At 64.4% G+C, this 21,125-nt stretch carries 18 protein-coding genes; 7 read left to right on the top strand and 11 right to left on the bottom strand.

The window, feature by feature from the left end:
• Window positions 1-2 precede the first annotated feature (2 nt).
• The 5 genes from ureC to CN97_RS03170 form a co-directional block, all read right to left on the bottom strand.
• A complete protein-coding gene (ureC, locus tag CN97_RS03190; protein ID WP_035707151.1) occupies window positions 3-1,712 on the bottom strand; it encodes an urease subunit alpha in 1,710 nt (569 codons plus the stop codon).
• A 113-nt stretch (window positions 1,713-1,825) separates the two neighbouring features.
• Window positions 1,826-2,176 (bottom strand): hypothetical protein, encoded by a 351-nt coding sequence (locus CN97_RS03185; protein WP_035707147.1) that lies wholly within the window; start codon window positions 2,174-2,176, stop codon window positions 1,826-1,828.
• 119 nt (window positions 2,177-2,295) lie between these two features.
• The gene (locus CN97_RS03180; RefSeq protein ID WP_035707144.1) at window positions 2,296-2,601 is read right to left on the bottom strand and encodes an urease subunit beta; all 306 of its coding nucleotides are present in this window, start codon (window positions 2,599-2,601) and stop codon (window positions 2,296-2,298) included.
• A gap of 10 nt (window positions 2,602-2,611) precedes the next feature.
• The gene (locus CN97_RS03175; RefSeq protein ID WP_035707141.1) at window positions 2,612-2,914 is read right to left on the bottom strand and encodes an urease subunit gamma; all 303 of its coding nucleotides are present in this window, start codon (window positions 2,912-2,914) and stop codon (window positions 2,612-2,614) included.
• Window positions 2,915-2,926: 12 nt separating this feature from the next.
• Entirely contained in the window at window positions 2,927-3,742 is an 816-nt protein-coding gene (locus tag CN97_RS03170; protein ID WP_035707139.1) for an urease accessory protein UreD, read from the bottom strand.
• Between the two features lie 114 nt (window positions 3,743-3,856).
• Here CN97_RS03170 and pyrC point away from each other — a divergent pair, with 114 nt between their 5' ends.
• The 3 genes from pyrC to CN97_RS03155 all read left to right on the top strand — a co-directional run bounded on the left by pyrC (window position 3,857) and on the right by CN97_RS03155 (window position 7,412).
• Window positions 3,857-4,891 carry a dihydroorotase gene (pyrC, locus tag CN97_RS03165; protein ID WP_035708256.1) on the top strand — a complete coding sequence of 345 codons (1,035 nt, stop codon included), beginning with the start codon at window positions 3,857-3,859 and terminating at the stop codon, window positions 4,889-4,891.
• A gap of 71 nt (window positions 4,892-4,962) precedes the next feature.
• The gene (locus CN97_RS03160; RefSeq protein WP_035707136.1) at window positions 4,963-5,637 is read left to right on the top strand and encodes an orotate phosphoribosyltransferase; all 675 of its coding nucleotides are present in this window, start codon (window positions 4,963-4,965) and stop codon (window positions 5,635-5,637) included.
• A 287-nt stretch (window positions 5,638-5,924) separates the two neighbouring features.
• Window positions 5,925-7,412 carry a replicative DNA helicase gene (locus tag CN97_RS03155; protein WP_035708253.1) on the top strand — a complete coding sequence of 496 codons (1,488 nt, stop codon included), beginning with the start codon at window positions 5,925-5,927 and terminating at the stop codon, window positions 7,410-7,412.
• Between the two features lie 310 nt (window positions 7,413-7,722).
• Here CN97_RS03155 and CN97_RS03150 read toward each other — a convergent pair whose 3' ends face one another.
• Window positions 7,723-8,148: a GFA family protein gene (locus tag CN97_RS03150; RefSeq protein ID WP_035707133.1), complete on the bottom strand. Its 426-nt coding sequence runs from the start codon at window positions 8,146-8,148 to the stop codon at window positions 7,723-7,725.
• A gap of 118 nt (window positions 8,149-8,266) precedes the next feature.
• On the opposite strand from CN97_RS03150, the gene alr reads away from it, so the two are divergent.
• The 4 genes from alr (at window position 8,267) to CN97_RS03130 (ending at window position 12,131) form a co-directional block, all read left to right on the top strand.
• Complete coding sequence (gene alr, locus CN97_RS03145; protein ID WP_035707130.1) at window positions 8,267-9,313, top strand: alanine racemase; 1,047 nt, start codon at window positions 8,267-8,269, stop codon at window positions 9,311-9,313.
• A complete protein-coding gene (locus CN97_RS03140; protein ID WP_084683973.1) occupies window positions 9,313-10,095 on the top strand; it encodes an MlaE family ABC transporter permease in 783 nt (260 codons plus the stop codon). The genes alr and CN97_RS03140 overlap by 1 nt, the downstream gene beginning before the upstream one ends.
• Before the next feature lie 5 nt (window positions 10,096-10,100).
• The gene (locus tag CN97_RS03135) at window positions 10,101-10,847 is read left to right on the top strand and encodes an ABC transporter ATP-binding protein (protein WP_035708246.1); all 747 of its coding nucleotides are present in this window, start codon (window positions 10,101-10,103) and stop codon (window positions 10,845-10,847) included.
• 183 nt (window positions 10,848-11,030) lie between these two features.
• Window positions 11,031-12,131: a sensor histidine kinase gene (locus CN97_RS03130; protein ID WP_035707128.1), complete on the top strand. Its 1,101-nt coding sequence runs from the start codon at window positions 11,031-11,033 to the stop codon at window positions 12,129-12,131.
• A gap of 33 nt (window positions 12,132-12,164) precedes the next feature.
• Here CN97_RS03130 and CN97_RS03125 read toward each other — a convergent pair whose 3' ends face one another.
• The 5 genes from CN97_RS03125 to CN97_RS20105 form a co-directional block, all read right to left on the bottom strand.
• Window positions 12,165-13,412 (bottom strand): FAD-dependent oxidoreductase, encoded by a 1,248-nt coding sequence (locus CN97_RS03125; protein ID WP_242685202.1) that lies wholly within the window; start codon window positions 13,410-13,412, stop codon window positions 12,165-12,167.
• An 81-nt stretch (window positions 13,413-13,493) separates the two neighbouring features.
• Entirely contained in the window at window positions 13,494-14,393 is a 900-nt protein-coding gene (locus CN97_RS03120; protein ID WP_084683972.1) for a serine hydrolase domain-containing protein, read from the bottom strand.
• A 249-nt stretch (window positions 14,394-14,642) separates the two neighbouring features.
• Window positions 14,643-17,927 (bottom strand): error-prone DNA polymerase, encoded by a 3,285-nt coding sequence (locus tag CN97_RS03115; protein WP_035707122.1) that lies wholly within the window; start codon window positions 17,925-17,927, stop codon window positions 14,643-14,645.
• Between the two features lie 428 nt (window positions 17,928-18,355).
• On the bottom strand, window positions 18,356-19,837 hold the full coding sequence (locus tag CN97_RS03110) for a Y-family DNA polymerase (RefSeq protein ID WP_035708240.1): 1,482 nt from the start codon (window positions 19,835-19,837) through the stop codon (window positions 18,356-18,358).
• Window positions 19,779-20,366, bottom strand: a complete 588-nt coding sequence (locus tag CN97_RS20105) for an ImuA family protein (protein WP_084683971.1) — start codon at window positions 20,364-20,366, stop codon at window positions 19,779-19,781. The genes CN97_RS03110 and CN97_RS20105 overlap by 59 nt, the downstream gene beginning before the upstream one ends.
• Window positions 20,367-21,125: the final 759 nt, after the last annotated feature.

Genomic DNA, 21,125 nt, shown 5'->3' with positions numbered 1-21,125 from the left:
CCTCAGAACAGGAAATAGCGCTGCGCGAGGGGGAGTTCCTTTGCAGGCTCGCAGGTGAGAAGTTCACCATTCGCGCGAACCTCATAGGTTTCCGGGTTCACCTCAATCTCCGGCGTGGCGGCGTTGAGCTTCATGTCCGCCTTGCCGATGTTGCGGGTATTCTGGACGGCGAGCGTCTCCTTCCCGATGCCCAGCTTGCCGCGCAGCCCCTCCGCCTCTGCAGCAGCGGAGACGAAGACCACCGCCGACCGCTCCACAGACTTGCCGTAGGCGCCGAACATATGCCGGGAATAGACCGGCTGCGGCGTGGGGATCGACGCGTTGGGATCGCCCATCTGCGCAGCCACGATCGTGCCGCCGATCAGCACCATCTCCGGCTTCGCGCCGAAGAAGGCGGGGTGCCAGAGCACGAGATCCGCCCGTTTCCCCTCCTCCACGCTTCCGATGTGGCGCGACAGCCCATGCGCGATGGCGGGGTTGATTGTGTATTTGGCCACGTACCGCTTCACCCGGAAGTTGTCGTTGTCGCCCGTCTCCTCCGACAGGCGACCGCGCTGGACCTTCATCTTGTGCGCCGTCTGCCAGGTGCGGGTGATGACCTCGCCGACCCGGCCCATGGCCTGGCTATCGGACGAGATCACGGAGAACGCGCCCATGTCGTGCAGGATGTCCTCCGCCGCGATGGTTTCCTTGCGGATGCGGGATTCGGCAAAGGCCACGTCCTCGGGGATCGACTTGTCCAGGTGGTGACACACCATGAGCATGTCGAGATGCTCCTCCAGCGTGTTCACGGTATAGGGCATGGTCGGGTTGGTCGATGACGGGATCACGTTCGGCGCCCCCACCACCTTGATGATGTCCGGCGCATGGCCACCGCCCGCGCCCTCCGTATGGAAGGCATGGATGGTGCGCCCCTTCAGCGCCGCCAGCGTGTTCTCCACGAAGCCCGATTCGTTCAGCGTATCGGTGTGGATCATCACCTGCACATCCATGTCGTCGGCGACCGACAGGCAGCAGTCGATGGCGGCAGGCGTCGTCCCCCAGTCCTCATGCAGCTTCAGACAGGAGGCACCCGCCCTCACCATCTCCTCCAGCGCGCCGGGGAGCGAGGCGTTGCCCTTGCCGGCAAAGGCAAGGTTCATCGGAAAGGCATCCGCCGCCTGGATCATCCGCGCCAGATGCCATGGTCCGGGCGTGCAGGTCGTGGCAAGCGTGCCGTGCGCCGGCCCCGTTCCACCGCCCAGCATGGTGGTGATGCCGGAATAGAGCGCATCATCGATCTGCTGAGGGCAGATGAAGTGGATATGCGCATCCATGCCGCCCGCGGTGAGAATGCGTCCCTCTCCCGCGATGGCCTCTGTGCCGGGGCCGACGATGATGTCCACGCCCGGCTGGGTGTCGGGGTTGCCCGCCTTGCCGATCTTGTGGATGCGCCCGTCGCGCAAGCCGATGTCGGCCTTGTAGATACCCGTCCAGTCGAGGATCAACGCATTGGTGATGACGGTATCGACAGCGCCCTCGGCGCGTGTCGCCTGGCTCTGGCCCATGCCGTCGCGGATCACCTTGCCGCCGCCGAACTTCACTTCCTCACCATAGGTGGTGAGATCCCGCTCCACCTCCACGATGAGGTCGGTGTCGGCAAGCCGGACCCGATCACCGGTCGTCGGGCCATACATGTCAGCATAGGCGGCGCGGGAAATCTTGGCGGGCATCGGGTTCTCCGGGATGGCTCTCGGTCCGTTCTGCCGTGCAGAGGCGCGCGTTTCAACAGGCTCTACGCAGTCGGTCGCATCGCATCCCGGTCATGCCCGTTTTTCGGGCAATATCAGCTCTTGCTCCCCGGTCGAGCAATAAGTCCGAGAGAGGGGCCAGACCTCACGAGGCGCAGATGATTGGCACGCGTCGTCTTGCGCAACGGCTTGATGGCCTCCGTCGCCACTTTTTCCGCCGATTCTCCGCTCATCGCCGCGGACATGCCCCGCATCCAGCCCTCGAAGAAGGCAGGCGGCTTTTCGGTTATCATCCGCAGGGCCTCGGTATCCCGCATCCGCCAGAAGCCCATGAAACCCATCATCCGCATGGTGATGATCGCGTTCGCCTCCATACCCAGTTGGGCGAACTCCATACCCGCCCGCCAAAGTGCCAGGGGGTCAGGAAGATCTTTCACATCGCTCATGATACGCTCCCACGACAGAGAAAGGCGGTCGCTTCCCGGCAGCGATCCCGGAGCGGCCCTGCGACAGGATGTCGCTCGGTCGACGCGCGTCAATCATTCAATGGAATGACGCAGCGCAATCAGAGCTTGCCCATCACCTTCTGATTGAACCCATAGACAAGGCGCGCACCGGAGAAGGGTACCAGACGCACTTCCCGCTCCTGACCCGGCTCGAATCGGACAGCCGTGCCGGAGGGAATGTCGAGCCGGTAGCCGCGCGCGGCCTCCCGGTCAAAGGACAGCCGGGGATTGGTTTCGGCGAAATGATAGTGCGAGCCGACCTGAACCGGACGGTCGCCGGTATTGGCGACGGTCAGCGTGATCGCCTCGGCACCCTGGTTCAGCGTGATCTCACCAGCGGCGGGAAGGATTTCTCCGGGAATCATCTGGCGTCCTCTAGCGGATCGGGTGGTGAACGGTGACGAGCTTGGTGCCATCGGGGAAGGTCGCCTCCACCTGCACCTCATGGATCATCTCGGGAATGCCCGCCATGCACTGATCGCGGGTGACGACATGCGCGCCCGCCATCATCAGATCTGCAACCGACCGGCCATCCCGCGCGCCCTCCACCACATAGTCGGTGATGAGAGCGATCGCCTCTGGATGGTTGAGCTTCACCCCCCGCTCAAGCCGGCCCCGCGCGACCATGGCAGCGAGGCTGATGAGCAGTTTGTCCTTTTCTCTGGGCGTCAGGTTCACGTGTTCTCGTCCTCACAACTGCCAAACGCGGGGAAGGGGAGCACCCCGCACTGCTTCCATGGCCACGCGCAGCGCCTGCCGGAGCGCTGCCGGCCGTTCCGCCGCCAGACGGACAATGCAGCGACCGTCCCAGCCCGAAACTCCGGCCTCCACGCCATCAATCCCGCCCAGCGCGGCGCGCAGCGGTCCGACCGCATCTTCCGCACCACAGGCAAGAAGCGCAAGGGTCGCTATCGCTCGATGCGCCCCGATCAGCGCCGCCCGCCCCTGCGAGTGATCTCCAAGACGCAGCGGCTCCAGAAAGACCGGATGCCCGTCGCGCCACACCTCCCGCCGGTCGAGGAGATGGAGGCTCCGCACCTCCTCCCCCATTGCCGCGCGGCCCAGAACCAGCGTTTCGACCAGAAGAAGCTCCGCATCGCCTGCCAGATCGGCCCGGGTGTTGCGGACAAGGCGCGCGCGGTCGAACAGGATCGTCTCCTGCGGCAGCCAATGGAGCCGTGCACCCGCCTCCGCGAGAAGGTGCACCTCCACCTCCGCCAGATCGCCGGTGCTGGAATAGATCCGCTCGGCCGTCTGGGTGGTGCCGGTCACCACCGCCCCTGCCCCGGCCGACAGCCTGTAGGACAGCCGGTCCCCCCCTGTGAGGCCGCCTGCGGTGTTGAGGAAAACCACCTCGGGCACCGGGCCATGCACCCGCGGCAGAAATGCCTTGGCAGATCCCTGCTGGCCAAGCTCGTCCAACCGGACGGCACCGGCACGATGCGAGAGAGTGACTTGCGCAGCGCCCCGGACCCGCTCCAGCCGATATGTCTGCCCGTCCTGCATGGTCTCTCCGCTATTCGATGCGCACCATGCGCGAAAAACGAAGACAAGGGGAAGGGCCTGCGAATCACCGGGATAATTTGCGCGGCTGGCCGGGGCATGCTAGGGGCCGGGCTCATGACCCAGATCACCCTTCGCCGCCCCGACGACTGGCACCTGCATCTGCGCGACGGCGCGATGCTGCAAGGCATCCTGCCCGAAAGCCGGGATTTCGCCCGCGCCATCGTGATGCCCAACCTCGTTCCGCCCGTCGTGACGGGCGATGACGCCCGCCACTATCGCGACCGCATCCTTGCCGCCCTGCCGGAGGGACAGGCGTTCGAGCCGCTGATGACGCTCTACCTGACGGAGACGACGGAGGCTGTGGATGTCGCTGCCGCCCATGCCTCCGGCCTGGTGAAGGCGGTCAAGCTCTATCCCGCGGGGGCCACGACGAACTCCGCCTCCGGTGTCCGCGACCTGGAAAAGGTGCGGGGCGTTCTAGAAACGATGGCGGAGATCGGCCTGCCCCTCTGCGTCCATGGGGAGGTGACGGATCCTGCCGTAGACATCTTCGACCGGGAAGCCGTGTTCATCGAGCGTGTCCTTGCGCCGCTGCGGCAAAAGACACCGGGCCTTCGTGTCGTCATGGAGCACATCACCACCCGCAACGGCGTGGAATATGTCAAAAACGGCGGGGATGACATCGCCGCCACGATCACCACGCACCATCTGATCATCAACCGCAACCACATCCTCGTGGGCGGGATCAAGCCGCATTACTACTGCCTCCCTGTCGCCAAGCGCGAGGAACACCGCCTTGCGCTTCGCGAAGCGGCCACGTCCGGCGGAACCAGCTTCTTCCTCGGCACCGACTCCGCGCCGCATGCGGACGCGGCGAAGGAAAGCGCCTGCGGCTGCGCAGGCTGCTTCACCGCGACGAACACCATGCCGCTTCTGGCCCATGTGTTCGAGGAGGAGAAAGCCCTCGACCGGCTGGAGGCTTTCGCCAGCCTGAACGGCCCGGCCTTCTATCGTCTGCCCACGAACGAGACCACGCTGACGCTGGTCAAGCGGGAGACGCCCAGCCATTTCCCGACCCGGATCGAAACGGGGGCTGGGCCGGTCACCGTTTTCGACCCCGGTTTCCCGGTCCATTGGGCCGTCGCCTGACCCCTCCGCTTCGGGCCGCCCCTCACCGGGCGGCCTTTTCAGAAAGACCCCTTCGTCCAAGGAATCCCGCCATGATCCCGACCAGTTTTCCCTCCAGAGAGGAAATCGCCCGCCTTACCGCCCGCATGTTCCTTGAGATCGGGGCGGTCGATTTCAACGCCGCCACGCCCTTCACCTATGCTTCCGGTCTCAAGGGGCCGACCTATATCGACTGCCGCAAGCTCATCTCCTATCCGCGTATCCGTTCCACGCTGATGGATTTCCTGACGATGACCGTGCTGCGCGATGCGGGATTCGAGGCTTTCGACAACATCGCCGGCGGCGAGACGGCGGGCATTCCGTTCGCGGCGCTCGTGGCCGAGCGGATGGGCCTGCCGATGAGCTATGTCCGCAAGAAGCCCAAAGGCTATGGACGGAATGCCCGGATCGAGGGCGCCATGACCGAAGGTCAGCGCGTGCTGCTGGTGGAGGATCTGACCACCGATGGCGGATCGAAGCTCTCCTTCGTCGATGCGATCCGCGAGACGGGCGCAAGCTGCAATCATACCGCGGTGATCTTCTTCTACGGCATCTTCGAGGGCACGGAGCAGCGGCTCGCCGATCACGGCGTCCAGCTCCACCATCTCTGCACCTGGTGGGACATGCTGGCGGAAGCCAAGTCCGCGGCCAGCTTTGACGCGCCCACGCTCGACGGGGTGGAGGAGTTCCTGAACGATCCTCGCGGCTGGCAGGACCGCCACGCCTGAGAAAGATCGCGGAAATCCGCCGAGACAGGAGAACCCCTGTGGATTATCCCGTTTCGGCGCCGCGGCGGAATCGGGCAGATGCGGTGTTGGATCGCAGTCGACCCCCAACATTCGGAGCGCGCTGCAGCACGGCCTGTGCTATACAGAGTTATACACAGGCAGAAGTGGCTCTTATCCACAGGTTTCTCCCGCGCTTTTGGCCGGGCTCCGTAAGGAGTAAGACAGTCGCTTGACAGAAAGACGACGGTCCGCTTGCCAGCGGAGACGTTGCAAAGGGCAGGATCATGATGACCGAACTGAGGGCGATCCAGGCCGCCGCCGAGCCGGAGGCAGAGGTTCTTCCCCACAATATCGAAGCCGAGCAGCAGTTGCTGGGCGCGATTCTCACCAACAACGACATCTACGACCGCATCGCCAGCCTGGTGCGGCCGGAGCATTTCTACGATCCTGTCCATCAGCGGATCTTCGAGATCGCGGCTTCCCGGATCGTCAAGAACGCGCTCGCCTCCCCCGTGACGCTGAAAGCATTCCTTGAGGACGACCAGGGCCTCAAGGAACTGGGCGGGCCGGCCTATCTGGTGCGCCTTGCCGGGGCGGCCATCTCTTCTTTCGGGGCGCGGGACTATGCGCAGATGATCTATGACCTCGCCGTCAGGCGGGAGCTGATTGGTCTGGGCCGCGACATCGCCGCAAAGGCTGCCAAGGTCGATGTGCAGAGCGAGCCGAAGGAACAGATCGTCGAGGCGGAGCAGCGGCTCTACAAGCTCGGCGAGCAGGGCGTGGCGGAGCGCGGGTTCCAGTCCTTCCTGAAGGCCGTGACCGATGCGGTGAACGTCGCCAACGCCGCCTATCAGCGGGATGGCGGGCTCGCCGGCGTCTCCACGGGCCTTGTCGATCTGGACAAGAAGCTCGGCGGTCTGCACCGCTCTGACCTGCTGATCCTTGCCGGACGGCCCTCGATGGGCAAAACCTCGCTTGCCACCAATATCGCCTTCAACGTCGCGAAGAACTTCAAACGTGGCCGGATGCCGGATGGCTCCGAGGGCGCGGTGGACGGGGGCGTGGTGGGCTTCTTCAGTCTGGAGATGTCGGCCGAACAGCTTGCCGCCCGTATCCTGTCCGAAGCGGCGGAAGTGCCCTCCGAACAGATCCGCCGCGGCGATATGACGGAGGCCGAATTCCGCCGCTTCGTGGAGGCCGCAAAAGCGCTGGAGGCCTGCCCACTCTACATCGACGACACGCCCGCCCTGCCGATCAGCCAGATGGCGGCGCGGGCGCGGCGGCTCAAGCGGACGCATGGGCTGGACCTGCTGGTGGTGGACTATCTCCAGCTTCTCCGCCCCGCCACGGCCAAGGACAGCCGGGTGAACGAGGTGTCCGAGATCACGCAGGGCCTCAAGGCCGTCGCGAAGGAACTCGACATCCCCGTTGTCGCGCTCTCCCAGCTGTCCCGTCAGGTCGAAAGCCGCGAGGACAAGCGGCCCCAGCTCTCTGACCTGCGTGAATCGGGTTCCATCGAGCAGGACGCCGATGTGGTGATGTTCGTCTACCGCGACGAATATTACCGGGAGCGGGAGAAGCCGGGCGACGACAACCTGGAGGCGATGGCAAAGTGGCAGGAGGCCATGGAGCGTGTGCATGGCAAGGCCGAAGTCATCATCGGCAAGCAGCGCCACGGACCGATCGGTACTGTCGAACTTTCTTTCGAGGGCCGCTTCACCCGATTCGGCAACCTCGTGAAGCCGTGGCAGCAAGGGATCGACGCAGGGTTCTGAGCAACCGATGCTCCACCACCTTGTACAGCAACCCCGATCAGCTGGAGTGCTGCGCAAAGGCTCGCGCAGCGCCTTAGCCTATTGGTGCCGTCAACCCGACACCGGCTGTCTTGTGACGGAGCGACAGGGGGGCGATCCCTTTTCTTGCTCTGTACGGTCTGGATGCGACTTACCGCTCCGGGGCATCCGATCAGGACCGGGCCGATGGAAAGCCCGGCGCCGGAATTTCGGCTATTCTCGATGGACCGGTCTGCGGGCAATTCCGGGCCACGCCTGCTCCTTCCCCCGTCAATCATGGCAATGCGCGCATTCAATGCTCCGAGAACCGCTCGAACCGCAACATGCCCATGACCCGGCTCTTATTGCCATCCGAGGGATGATGGACGCCGTCATTCACCTGAATTTCAGCAAAATCGAAGGGACTGAGCCCCAGACAGGCTGCATTCACACCGAATTGATCCGGGTCGGAGCGCCGCTTATGATGCGTATAGATCCCGCAGTTTCCGCAGAAATGATGTTCCGCAACCCCGGTGTTGAACCGATAGGTACGAAGCATATCCTCCCCTGCCAGAAGGGTGAAATCCGACAGGCGGGCTGAGAGTGTCACCGCGCCGCGCATCGCGCAAAGGGAGCAATCGCAGCGTCTCGCGGCACCCAGCCCGCCTGCAAGCCGCACGCTGAAGCGCACCTTCCCACAGTGACAGGCCCCCTCCCGTTGCTCTGCTTCCCGTTCCATGTCCTGCCCCTTTTGCGCTCTGAAACCGCGGCAAAGCTGTCGCCCGCCTGCGCCAAGGTCAACCGCCTGTGCTGCCTTGCCCCTTGACCTTCGCTGAGGGCCAGCCGAAACAACCGCCATGGCAAGCGGCATCCTCTCCATTGATCTCGACGCGATCGCCGCGAACTGGCGGGCGCTCGATCAGGCATCCTCCCCCCAGACCCAGACCGGCGCGGTCGTGAAGGCCGATGCCTACGGGCTAGGCGCCGACCGCGTGGCGCGGACCCTCGCCCGCGCCGGAGCGCGGCGGTTCTTCGTCGCATTGACCGAAGAAGGCGCGCGCGTGCGGCAGGCCCTCGGCCCCGGTCCGCAGGTCTGCGTGCTCGGCGGCCATATGGAGGGCGACACCCGGCTGATCGCGGAGGCCGAACTGACGCCGATGCTGAATTCGCTCGATCAGCTTACCCGGCATTTCGAGGCGCTGCCCGGTCATCCCTTCGGCATCCAGCTCGATACCGGGATGAACCGGCTCGGCCTGGAACCCGGCGAATGGGCGGCCGTCGCCAGCCTCGCGGTGTCGCAAGGGCCGGATTTCGTCATGTCGCATCTCGCCTGCGCAGACGAGCCGGATCACCCGATGAACCGTGCGCAGCTCGACAGTTTCCGCCGCATGACGGATGGCACTGGCCTGCCCCGGTCGCTGGCCGCCACGGGCGGCATCCTGCTCGGTCCCGACTATCATTTTGAACTTACCCGTCCCGGCATCGGCCTTTATGGCGGCCTGCCTTTCGCGGAGGCCAGTCAGACCGTCCGCCTTTCGCTGCCCGTAGTGCAGATCCGCGCGGTGGAGCCGGGAGAGATCGTGGGCTACTCCGCCACTTGGCAGGCGGCGGAGCCGACGCTCATCGCCACTGTCGCGGCGGGTTACGCCGACGGTTTGAGCCGCAGGCTTTCGGGGCAGGGAACGCTTTGGGCGGGCGACGTGCCCTGTCCGCTCATCGGGCGGGTGTCGATGGATCTCATCACCGCAGACGTGTCGCATCTGGACGAGATGCCGGGCTATCTCGACATCCTCGGCCCAAGTCAGACGCCCGACCAGCTGGCGGATGTCATCGGCACCATCGGCTATGAGGTGCTGACCTCGCTTGGCCCCCGCTATAGCCGGACCTACAGGGAGACGCGCTGATGATCCTGCTCTCTCCACTTGCCGCTCTGGGACGGATGGTGCTGTCGCTGCTGACTTCCATCGGGCAGGTCGCGATCTATGCGGGCCAGACGGTGAGCCATATGTTCCGCCCACCGTTCTACTTCCGCGAATTCGCGCAGCAGCTTCTCGCCATAGGCTATCTCAGCCTGCCCGTCGTCGGGTTGACGGCGCTGTTCACGGGCGGCGCGCTTGCGCTGCAGATCTATGCGGGCGGCTCGCGGTTCAATGCCTCCTCCGTCGTCCCCTCCATCGTCGCCATCGGCATGACGCGGGAGCTCGGGCCGGTGCTGGGCGGGCTGATGGTGGCCGCGCGGGTCGCCTCCTCCATCGCGGCGGAGATCGGCACGATGAAGGTGACGGAGCAGATCGACGCGCTCACGACACTGTCCACCAATCCGATGAAATACCTGACCGTTCCCCGTGTGCTTGCCGCGACGCTGTCCGTGCCGGTGCTGGTGGGCATCGGCGACATCATCGGCATCATGGGCGGCTATCTGGTCGGGGTGACCCGGCTCGGTTTCAATGGCGCGACCTATCTGCACAACACCTGGAACTTCCTGGAGGCCTGGGACATAGGCTCCGGCCTTGTAAAAGGCGCGGTCTTCGGCTTCCTGATCGCGGTGGTCGGCTGCTACTACGGCATGAATTCCGGTCGGGGCGCACAGGGCGTGGGCGGAGCCACCAAATCCGCCGTGGTCGCGGCCTCCATCCTGATCCTCGCCTCAAACTATGTTCTGACGGAGTTCTTCTTCGCCTCATGACCGATATGATCGAGATCACCGAGTTGAAGAAATCCTTCGGCTCGAAGCATGTTCTGCGGGGGGTGAATCTCTCTGTCCCGAAGGGGCAGAGCATGGTCATCATCGGCGGATCGGGCACTGGCAAGTCGGTGCTGCTGAAATGCGTGCTCGGCCTCGTCACACCGGACAGCGGCGATATCAGGGTCGATGGCCACGATGTGACGGAGGGGGACCGCGACGCCTTCCTCGCCCGTTTCGGCATGCTGTTTCAGGGCGGCGCTTTGTTCGACAGCCTGACCGTCTGGCAGAACGTCGCCTTCCGCCTGCTGCGCGGCTCGCTCAAGCGCCCCAAGGCGGAGGCACGCGAAATCGCCATTGAAAAGCTCCGTCGTGTCGGGCTGAAGCCAGAAACAGCAGACCTGTTCCCGGCAGAGCTTTCAGGCGGCATGCAGAAGCGCGTAGGTCTTGCGCGCGCCATCGCCGCGGGGCCGGAGATCATCTTCTTCGATGAGCCGACCACTGGCCTCGATCCGATCATGTCCGGCGTCATCAACGATCTGATCCGCGAGATCGTGACCGAGATGGGTGCGACCGCCATGACAATCACCCACGACATGACCAGCGTTCGCGCCATCGCCGACAGGGTTGCCATGTTGCATGACGGTCTGATCCGCTGGACCGGGCCGGTTGCGGAGATGGACGCGGCGGACGATCCCTATCTGCAGCAATTCATCCACGGTCGCGCGGATGGGCCCATCGAATCCGTCCGCTGACCGCGCATACCCGACTTTGACGCAGGGTGTCACGTTGCCCCGCCACTCCAAACCCCTTACAGTGCTGAAATAGCGCGTCTTGCGCCTGTCCGGGGGAGGGCTCATGCCGGATTTCTGCCGTTACCCCATCTTCGCCAAACCGACAGACCGCCACGAAAGCAGGATTTCGGGCGAGGTCTGTCCGTGAACGCAACGTCCGCCTCCGACAAGGAGATGCTGGCGCGTGGCGCGCTCGACATAATGGGCAGCGGTCTGCCGGGATTTGCGCTTGGCGTTCTGGGCGCCTCACCGGATTGCATCAAGCTCATCGATCTTGAAGGGCGCGTGTCCTTCATGAGCGAGAATGGCATGTGCGCCATGGAGATCGAAGATTTCGGCACGGTGGCCGGCTTGCGATGGACCAATCTGTGGCCGCCGGAAGCCAAGGAAACGCTGGAAACCGCGCTGGCTACTGCCCGGGAGGGCGAGCGCACCGAATTCGAGGCCTTTTGTCCAACCGCCAAGGGAAAACCCCGGTGGTGGGCCGTCACCGTGACGCCGGTTCACAATCCGTTGGGCGAAGTCCATCTGATCCTCGCCTCCTCCCGTGATGTGACCGAAACCGTCAATGCACGCCGGATGCTGGAGGAACAGGCGGCGACGCTTGCGCGCGAAGTCGCGGAGAAGGACACTGCGCTTGCCCGGCAAAAGGTTCTGCTGGCCGAGATAGACCACCGGGTGAAGAACAGCTTCGCCGCCGTCATCGGATTGCTGAACCTTCAGGCCCGGAACCATACCGACCCCGCTTTGCGTGAAGCAGTGGCGCAGGCGGCAAGCCGGATCGCCACCCTTGCCCGCGTTCATGACCAGCTGTACCGCGACCCCGAATCCGACCATCTCCCTCTGGCCGCCTTTGCCTCGGGCCTGCTTGCCGATCTGGACCGGGCGCTGACCGGAACGGTGCGGGCGGAAATCCTTGTGCCGAAGGAGCTGCTTCTTTCCGTCAACGCCGCAACCGCGCTGGGACAAGTCATGGCGGAGCTTGTGGGCAACGCGATCAAACATGCCGGACGAGAGCATCTGCCGATTGTCGAAGTCACCCTTGCCACTGTGGGGGAAAGTCGGCTCCTCCTCTCCGTTGCCGATAACGGGCCTGGTCTGCCGCCGGGGTTCGACCCAGCCGCACGACATGGCCTGGGAATGCGGATCCTGTCGGTCTATAGCGATCAGCTTGACGCCGATCTGACCTGCACAAACACGCCGGAGGGTGGCGCGATGTTCCGGCTGGACTTCCCCGTCCGCTGACAGCGGAGCCGCAGGACATCCGGGCGGGGCACCCTAGATCCGCACGCGCTCCGGCCGGAAACCAAGCCCTATCAGACGCCCGGCAAGATGGCTCAACACAGGCCACCGCCCGATGACTCGCAAGAATTTCGGGGGGCCAGAAGGCTTTTCCTGAGAGACGGCGGCATTTGCTTCACCAACGACGGGTCGCTTGCGGCGCATCATCAGTTGCAGCTTCTGCGTGGCGCGGGTCGGGAAGCGGCGGCGGCGCTCCACACGTGCAAGATCGTCCGGACCCATTCGGCCGGAGCCAAGCGGTGCCGCAAGAATATTCGCCGCGGCGATTGCATCCTGCACGGCGAGGTTCACTCCGAACCCGCCGATCGGTGACATGGCATGGGCCGCATCGCCGATGCAGAGCAGCCCCGGCCGCCACCAGCGTTCGAGCCTGTCCATGCGAACCGACAGCAGATGCACCTGATCCCAGCCCTGGATCTCCTCGAACCGTTCGGGGGCAAGCGGAGCGAGAGCTGCGAGACTTTCCCGGAATGCAGGCAGACCGCGGGCTTTCAGGTCATCGTAGCTGCCCTTGCGGATCACATATCCGCATTGCCAGTAATCCCCCCGGTCGATCAGGACGAGCCCCTGTTGCGGCCCGGCGTGGCTCATCGCCAGGACAGGATCCCCCTCCTGCCGCGAAAGCCGCAGCCAAAGGACATCCACCTGGCTGCCGAAATCCGTGACAGGAAGCGCGGCATCGCGCCGCGTGACGGAGTTGCGCCCATCGGCACCGATGACCAGATCGGCTGGCAATTCATGCTCCACCCCCCCCTCCCGGATGCGGATCCCCCGGATCTGGCCGCCCGATTGCACAAGTCCCGCGACCTCCACCCCCATCATCAGACGAAAATCGGGAAAGGCTGCCGCCCGGCCGGCGAGGAAGTCGAGAAAGTCCCATTGCGGCATGAAGGCGATGAAGCGGCAACGGGCGGGAATGCGGGAGAAGTCGGCGATCTTCGTTTGCACGCCCCCGATCTCCGCCTGAAGCACTGGCGCCTTCTGATGCGGGAGCTTCAGGAAATCTTCGAGCAGGCCCAGATCGGCGAAAGCCTCCAGCGTGGAAGGATGAATCGTGTCCCCACGGAAATCATGCAGGAAGTCGGGATGCTTCTCCACCACGGTTACGGGAATACCGGCACGGGCCAGCAGATAGCCCAACATCATGCCAGCAGGGCCGGCTCCCACGATCACACAGCTTTGTGCGGCCATGCGTTCCTCCTTCAGTCGGATCTCAGGCATCATCGCCGATCTCCACCGCGACCGAAAGGGCCGCAACCGGAAGGCGGCGCATGCAGGCAGCCCCGGCGCGCGGAGGGGAACAGGTTACCGCAGTCGCGGCGCGCCGCTCTGCCTTAGAGCCTCGAACTCGGCGCGCCCCTCATCAGGACTGTCGGCGAAGGTGGCAACCGTAACTGGCTCGGGCAGGTCCGGGAAATGATAGCACGCGTTCACACCAACAGGCCCACCGCCGGAATGCCCGATCGCTCTGCCGGCGGGCCCCATCCTGCCGATCATGAGGCCAAGGCCATAGCCGCAGGCCGTCCAGGGGCGTCCCTCCATCGCGCCGCCGAGAGGCACCGGCGTCAGCATCTGCCGTAACGAGGCTTCCGTCACAAGCTCTCCGGTGAAGAGAGCCTGCAATAGCAGTGCCGCCTCCCGGGCAGTTCCGATGAGACATCCGTGATAGACCCAGCCCGGATGGTAACGCTGCGCTCCGCTCCAATGCACATGTGAAAACTGCTCCCGCGTCGTGGCAAGTACGAGCGTTTTGAGGCCAAGCCGACTCGCGATCATGCTCTCCACGAGATCAGGAAGGGCACATCCCGCCGCTTCTTCGAGCCGATCACGTGCCAGCATGTAGCCGACATTCGAATAGCGCCAGCCGCACCCAGGGGAGAACAGCATTCCCTGACCCAGCGTTGCCCGCAGCAGATCATCGCGGCTCCACGGCTCTTCATTGCTTGCCACAGCTTGATGATAGGCAGGGAGCGTGCCGTAATCGGGCAGTCCAGCAGTGTGGTTCAGAAGCTGGCGCAGGGTAAAAGGCCGCCCCACTACAGCTTCATCCAGATCGATCCTGCTTCTCTCGGCGAGCATGAGGGCGCAGATTGCGATGACGGTCTTTGTGAAGCTCCAATAAGGAAAGAGGAGGCAGCCGCCGGTATCTGCCCGCTCTGTCCCGCGAAGTGGGATGGTGCTGTAGAATAAGGGGCCGCGCCGCATCATCCTTTCGACCTAGCATGTTCTTGACCTCTAGTAACTGTCAGGAGGCGTTTTCTATACGCGTTCGGAGGTCGTCGGGTGCCACTTTCACTATTCACTGGGGAGGGCCGCCATCCGCCAGGATTTCCGAGGGATAGTCCAGGGAACGCGGGCCACTTCACGCTCGAGGCGCCCAACAGCGGTAGCATGGTCGGCACACCGCCCGGCGGCGGGTGCAAAACACGGGCCTTCGCGCAAGGCAGAGGGCACTCAGTGGAAATCCCGGCTCGGGAACAGGCGATTGGTCTGCTCCCGCGGGTGCCGGGCGGTCGGGCGAGGCGGGCGGACCGCCCGGGGGGCGCTGTCGGCGGGAGCGGCAGGCTCACCCACCACCCCTTCGAGCGGATGGCCAAGCTCCGTGAGCCGGTGGGAGAGATCCTCCAGCCGCTCCGCGATCACGTGCACGACCGCTCCCTCCCGCTCCACCCGACCCGTCACGCGGATAAGCCGACCGCCCATCACGACACGGCGGAACCGCTCGAAAGTCCGTTTCCAGACCACGATGTTGGAAACGCCTGTTTCATCCTCCAGGGTCAGGAAGATCACGCCGGAAGCGGTGGCAGGCCGCTGCCGGGTGATGACAAGACCGCAGACCGAGACCCATCGGAGCGGCGTCCCCCCCAATGCTCCATGGGGTGTCACCCCCTGAAGCGCGGGACGAAGAAGGGCCACGGGATGCGTCCGCAGGGTAAGGCGGGTGGCCACGTAATCCTCGACCACCTCCTCCCCCTCATGCATGGCGGGCAGGATTACCTCCGGTTCCCGGTGCCCTTCGCCATCCAGCGGGTCGGCAAAGAGCGGCAACGGCTCGGGCGCACGGATGGCCCGCACCGCCCAGAGCGCCTCCCGCCGGTTCAGGCCCATGCCGGTGAAGGCATCAGCCTCCGCCAGCCGCTCCAGCACGGCAGGGGCGATCCGGGCGCGGAGCCACAGGCTTTCCGGGTCGGGATACCCGTTGCCGCGGGCAGAGGCGATGGCATCCGCATCCGCCTTGCGGAAACCCTTGATCTGCCGGAAGCCCAGCCGCAGGGCGAAGGTTCCGTCGGGCCGCTTTTGCAGCCGGTTGTCCCATGTGCTGTGGTTGACGCAGATGGGCCGCACCTCCACCCCGTGTTCCCGCGCGTCGCGCACAAGCTGCGCTGGCGCATAGAACCCCATGGGCTGGCTGTTCAGCAGCGCACAGGTGAAGATGGCGGGATAGCGGCATTTCAGCCAGGCTGACACATAGGTCAGCATGGCAAAGGCCGCGGCATGGCTTTCTGGAAAGCCGTAATCCGCGAAACCTTCGATCTGGCTGAAGCAGCGTTCCGCCACCTCCCGATCATAGCCGTTCTTTTCCATCCCGGTCACGAACCGCTCCCGATGCTCACCGATCGTGCCCATGCGGCGGAAGGAGGCGAGCGACCGGCGGAGCTTGTCTGCCTCCTCCGCCGAATAGCCCGCGCCCACCATGGCGATCCGCAGCGCCTGTTCCTGAAACAGCGGCACACCCAGCGTCTTCACCGTCACTTCTGCGAGATCGGGGCCAAAAGGCTCCGGCGCTTCCAAGCCCATGCGGCGGCGGATATAGGGCTTCACCATGCCCCCCTGAATCGGACCGGGCCGGACAATGGCAACTTCGATCACCAGATCATAGAACGTCTTGGGCAGCATCCGGGGCAGGAAGTTCATCTGCGCGCGGCTTTCCACCTGAAAGACGCCGACGGCATCGGCGCGCTGGAGCATCCTGTATGTCTTGCCATCCTCCTGCGGCACACTGCCCAGGGTATGGGAAATGTTCTCATGATCGGAGAGCAGCTTGAACGCCTTGCGGATGCAGGTGAGCATTCCCAGGCTCAGCACATCCACCTTGAGGATGCGGAGAGCGTCGATATCGTCCTTGTCCCATTCGATGCAGGTGCGATCCGGCATGGCGGCGTTTTCGATGGCGCAAAGCTCATCGAGCCGGCCGCGGGTGATGACGAAACCGCCCACATGCTGCGACAAATGACGGGGGAAGCCGATGATCTCCCGGATCAGCCCGATAGTGAGCATGAGCCGCCTGTCAGAAGGGTTCAGCCCCACCTCACGCATCCGCTCCGCTCCGGCGCCCTCGTTGGAGGTGCCCCAGATCTGGCCGGAGAGCGCGGCGGTGACGTCCTGAGACAGCCCCATCACCTTGCCCACTTCGCGGATCGCCGCACGGGTGCGGAAATGGATCACCGTGGCGCAGAGCGCGGCACGGGCGCGAGAATATTTCTCATAGATCCACTGGATCACCTCTTCCCGCCGCTCATGCTCGAAGTCGACGTCGATATCCGGGGGTTCCTTGCGATGACGGGAGATGAAACGCTCAAAGACCATGCCGATCATGTCCGGTCTGACATCGGTGATCCTGAGCGCCCAGCAGATGATGGAATTCGCGGCCGACCCCCGCCCCTGGCACAGAATGTCCTTTGACCGCGCCCAACGCACGATGTCCTGAACTGTCAGGAAATACGCGGCGTATTCGAGCTCTGCGACCACAGAAAGCTCCTTGTCCAGAAGGGCGAGGTAATCCCTGGGCACCCCATCCGGGCAGCGGTCGGCCAGCCCTTCGCGCGCCAGCCGTTCCAACCGGGCCTGTGGCGCTTCCCCGCCGTCGCTTTCATCGGGATAGTCCTGCGAGAGCTCCTTCAGGTCGAAATGGCAGCGGGCCGCGATCTCCAGCGTGCGCTGGAGCGCCTCGGGGTAGCGGCGGTAAAGCCGAGCCACATCAGAAGCTCCCTTCAGCCTGCGCTCCGCATTGGGGAGCGCGCGGGTGCCGATCCTGTCGATGGTCAGCCCTTCCCGCAGGCATGTCAGCACATCTGCGAGCGGCCGCCGCCGCCCATGGTGCATGAGCACATCCCCTACCGCCACTATCGGCGCACCGGACTGCTCCGCAAGGCGGGCACAACTATCGAACCACTGCTGGTCCGACCCATCATATCGCGGCACCGCACCGACATGGACAAACCCCGGAAACCGGCTGTGAAGACGGGAGAGGATGGACAGGCTTCCCTCCTCCTCCCGGGGCAGGGCAATGAGGATCATCCCCTCCGCTCCCGCTTCCAGATCGGCAAGACGCAAATCACACTTCCCCTTCACCGTGCGACCCTTCCCAAGGGTAAGAAGCCGCGTCAGCCGCCCATAGGCCGCCCGGTCCACCGGCAGGGCCACCCACTCCACCGGGCAGTCGTTCAACACCAGTCGCGCCCCGACGATCAGCTTCGGCAAGGCAGCCAGCACCCGATGGCGAAGCGGGGGCTTGTGTCCTACATCCTGCCGCGAGCAGGTATCCACGAGCCTGTCCGACCGCACAGCCAGGGCTTCCTCCGCCTCCTCCTGCAAGTTGCGAAGGGCTGTCCAGGCGCGAACGACGCCGGCCAGCGAGTTACGATCGGTGATTGCAATGGCCCTCAGCCCCAACTCCGCGGCCCGGAGCATCATTTCCTCCGGGTGGGATGCACCTGTCAGGAAGGTGAAGTTCGTCATGGCACAAAGCTCCGCGTAACGCGGGGATCCGCGCTCCGAAACGGGGCGGTCGCCAGACTTGGGTGCGGGTGATGATGGCGCCGCCGTACTGCCTTTGGCCGGTGGAAATGCCTGATCGGCTTTTGCCATTCCCTGCCGCGGATGGCTCAAGGGATCCCCGGGGCTCTTCCCGCGTTTCAACCCGGCCCGGACAGCCGCACCCGCCCTCATGGCGGATCCTGCAGAGGACGGGTCTCCCCCCGGCTGGCCAAAGGGACCATGGCTCTGACCTTGCGGGCAAGGCTCTGGCGACAGATTGCCGCCGCAGGACATCGCCGGACGGCTTCCTTCTGTGGTATCCGCACCGGGTTTCCCAACGACGGAGGATGGGCCGCGACAATCCCTCGGAAGGCGAGGTTTCTGCTCAGGGGAGGTTGTGCGGGGCGGCATCAGGGGAAAATGCCCTGAACGAACCAGCCGGGTGCCTGGGGGGTATGGAACAGCCACAGACGACGGCCCTCCCGGGTTTCCACCCGCCAGTAGTCCCGGACGCCTGACCGCCAGTTCTCATCTTCCACCCACCATTCCGGCGCGATCCGTTCCGGCCCGGTAGCCCTGCCGGTCGTCAGACGAAGGCCACGCCAGCGGAAGGTTTCGGGCGGCGTGGTCCCGGTCGCAAGAATCGGCTCCGGCGGGAACAGGATCAGGGGGCGGGGACGGGGTGGCTCCGGCCATGGCTCCCGCATGGGCGGTGCCTCTGTAAAGGGGACGAGCGCAAAACTCCGCTCCGGAATATGGCTGTCCACCGGGCGAAAGCACAGGATGTTCTCCAGACCGATCCGCGCGCCGATCCGGGTCATAAGCGCGTTCAGCCGGTCCGTCGCCGCCGTTCTCTCTCCCATCTGTTGCAGCGGCAGCGGCTCTACCAGCGTCGCCTCCAGCCGTAGCTGATCGATACCGAACCCGGCATCCACGCTTTCCACCTTACGGCTGAAAAGCGGCTGAATCCGCGCCGCATCTCTCATGGCTGCGGCAAGCCGGAGATCCACATGCACCGCATTTCCATCCACGCGCCGGAGTGTCAGCCGCAGCGCCCGCACGCCCGCTTCCTGCCCGCGCAGCTTGTCGCACAACCGATCCAGCAGGCGAAAAAGGCCCGCCATCACATCCTCTGTCCTGCCGATCGGTTCGGGCAGGGTCAGGCGCACACCAAAATGCGGCATGTCAGTCAAAGGGTTAACAGATTCAGGCTGTTGCCCAAGCGCACGATCCAGCAGGTCCAGAAGCTCGGGACCAAAGCGCCGGGCCAGCGGCGCCCGGGGCGCCGCGGCCAGCGCGCCGATCCGCCCGAGCCCCAGCCGCTGGAGCGACACGGAATGTTCCTCGCTGATCCGCAGCGCCGCAACCGGCAGATCCGCCAAGGCAGCAAGGGTATCGCCGGGAGCCGCCAGCCCTTCGCCGTAATGCGCGAGCGCCCAGGCCGCTCCACGCGTATCTGCCAGCCCCAATCGCAGCTCGAAGCCAATCCCGCGCAACCGCTCCCGAATGTCGGACAGCATTGCCTTCTCCCCTCCGGCAAGATGCGCGGAACCGGTGATGTCGAGCACCAGGCCGTCTGGTTCCTCCAACCCAACCCAAGGACAATAACGCAACGCCCAACGGCGAAGGGCCCGGAGTGAGCGGCGCTCCCCCACCCTGTCAGCACTGGCACTCATCAGCGGCGGGCAAAAGGCTCTTGCATCTGCCAATGTCATGCCATGCGACAGGCCGGCACGCTCCGCCATGGGATTGAGGCAATGAATGAAATCGGTGTTGTTGAGCCGCAGAGAGACCACGAACGGTGCCTCCACCGGGCAATAGCGGAGCACCCGGTCAGTCGCCAGCCGGGGAAACCATATCGAGACGATGCGCCTTTGCATCCCATCGAACATGCCACGCCCCATTTGTTCCCTTTTTGTTCTTAATAAGCTCCCACCTCATGAAAGTCGAGTCCACAGCGGTGCGAGGGGCGTGCATCCTCGGCTGCAAAGGAGAGGGATCGTAAACAGGACTGCAATACCAACGCGTCTCCGCCGCATTGCTGCCCATGCCTTCCGGGATCAGACACAGCCCCGTTGCGTCCCCTGCTTGCGCCGCGAGTTGTAATCGCCGCCCTTCACGCAGGTTGAGGGGACGGGTGATCTCAATCACCACCAAAGGCATGACCCCGTCCTTCAACGCCTCCTCCGCGATGACCAGGGTTTCCGCCTGATCGCTGCCACGGGCCAGCAGAAGGCGGCGCGGATCAATAAGCGTTCGCAAGCCTTCAGGCGTCACCTGAGCCGGGGCCCATGACTCCCGCACCCAAAGGACAGGCCGCTTGCTCAGCGCACCGATAACAGCGCCAAAAGCCGCCGAAAGCGGCCCAAAGGCTTCATGCACGCGACCACCGCGCAAGGGTATGGGAAGAGGCGATGCCATGCCCAACTATAACGCCTGGACCTGGAAGAGACAGGACCGTAATGAACCGCCCCGTGTTTGCGGAGAGCTACAACTTCCAAGCGGGGCAGAGCACATGAAGCGGTGGAACACATTAACCGCGTGAATGTGTCGTAAAGCTGCCATCCGGCAAGGATGGTGCTGATGTTTAGCGCGCCCTCATGCTGACGACGGCCAAGAGGGGCGCTTCGACGCAGACCCTGTAGGACGGGGGAGCCAATTCATGGCAGCCCCAGCGAGGTCTGCCGGATATTGCAGGATATTGCGGGACAAAGCCCTGCAGGCGCAGCGCCGAAGCTTTGGATCGCGGCAAGAATTCGTGCTCGCGCTACATGCCTCGAGGAAGAACCAAGATGGCCTGCTCGACCAGCCGAAGCGGGCACATGCGCAACGAGATAGGTAAGAAGGGGAATCCTGGACGCGCAGCGCCATGACCTGATGCGGCGAGAGAGCTCTTTCCACGAGTTCCGCACGGAGTTCAGCCGCGAGGTGAATAACCCTCTGACAGAAGTTGTGCTTGGAGCGACGCCGCCAAAGCCGGATCAAGAAGATAACGGGGAATCGGAAACGATCCTCGACCTCCCTATGAAAGATTGCCAGACGATATGGCGCAGAAACGCAGCTAGAAGCTCCGCGCCCAAGAAATATCTCGAACACGCTCTGACAGAGGCTGATGAACCTCCTCCCCCCCGCCCCGAACACGGCGCCTTTACTATCGCGCTCAGGAACTCACTGCAGCTT

It is taken from the genome of Haematobacter massiliensis, assembly GCF_000740795.1.
In the GTDB taxonomy this organism is placed as follows: Bacteria; Pseudomonadota; Alphaproteobacteria; order Rhodobacterales; family Rhodobacteraceae; genus Haematobacter; species Haematobacter massiliensis.
The sequence above is the reverse complement of the archived record's forward strand: the minus strand, read 5'-3'. Positions and strand labels throughout refer to the sequence as shown.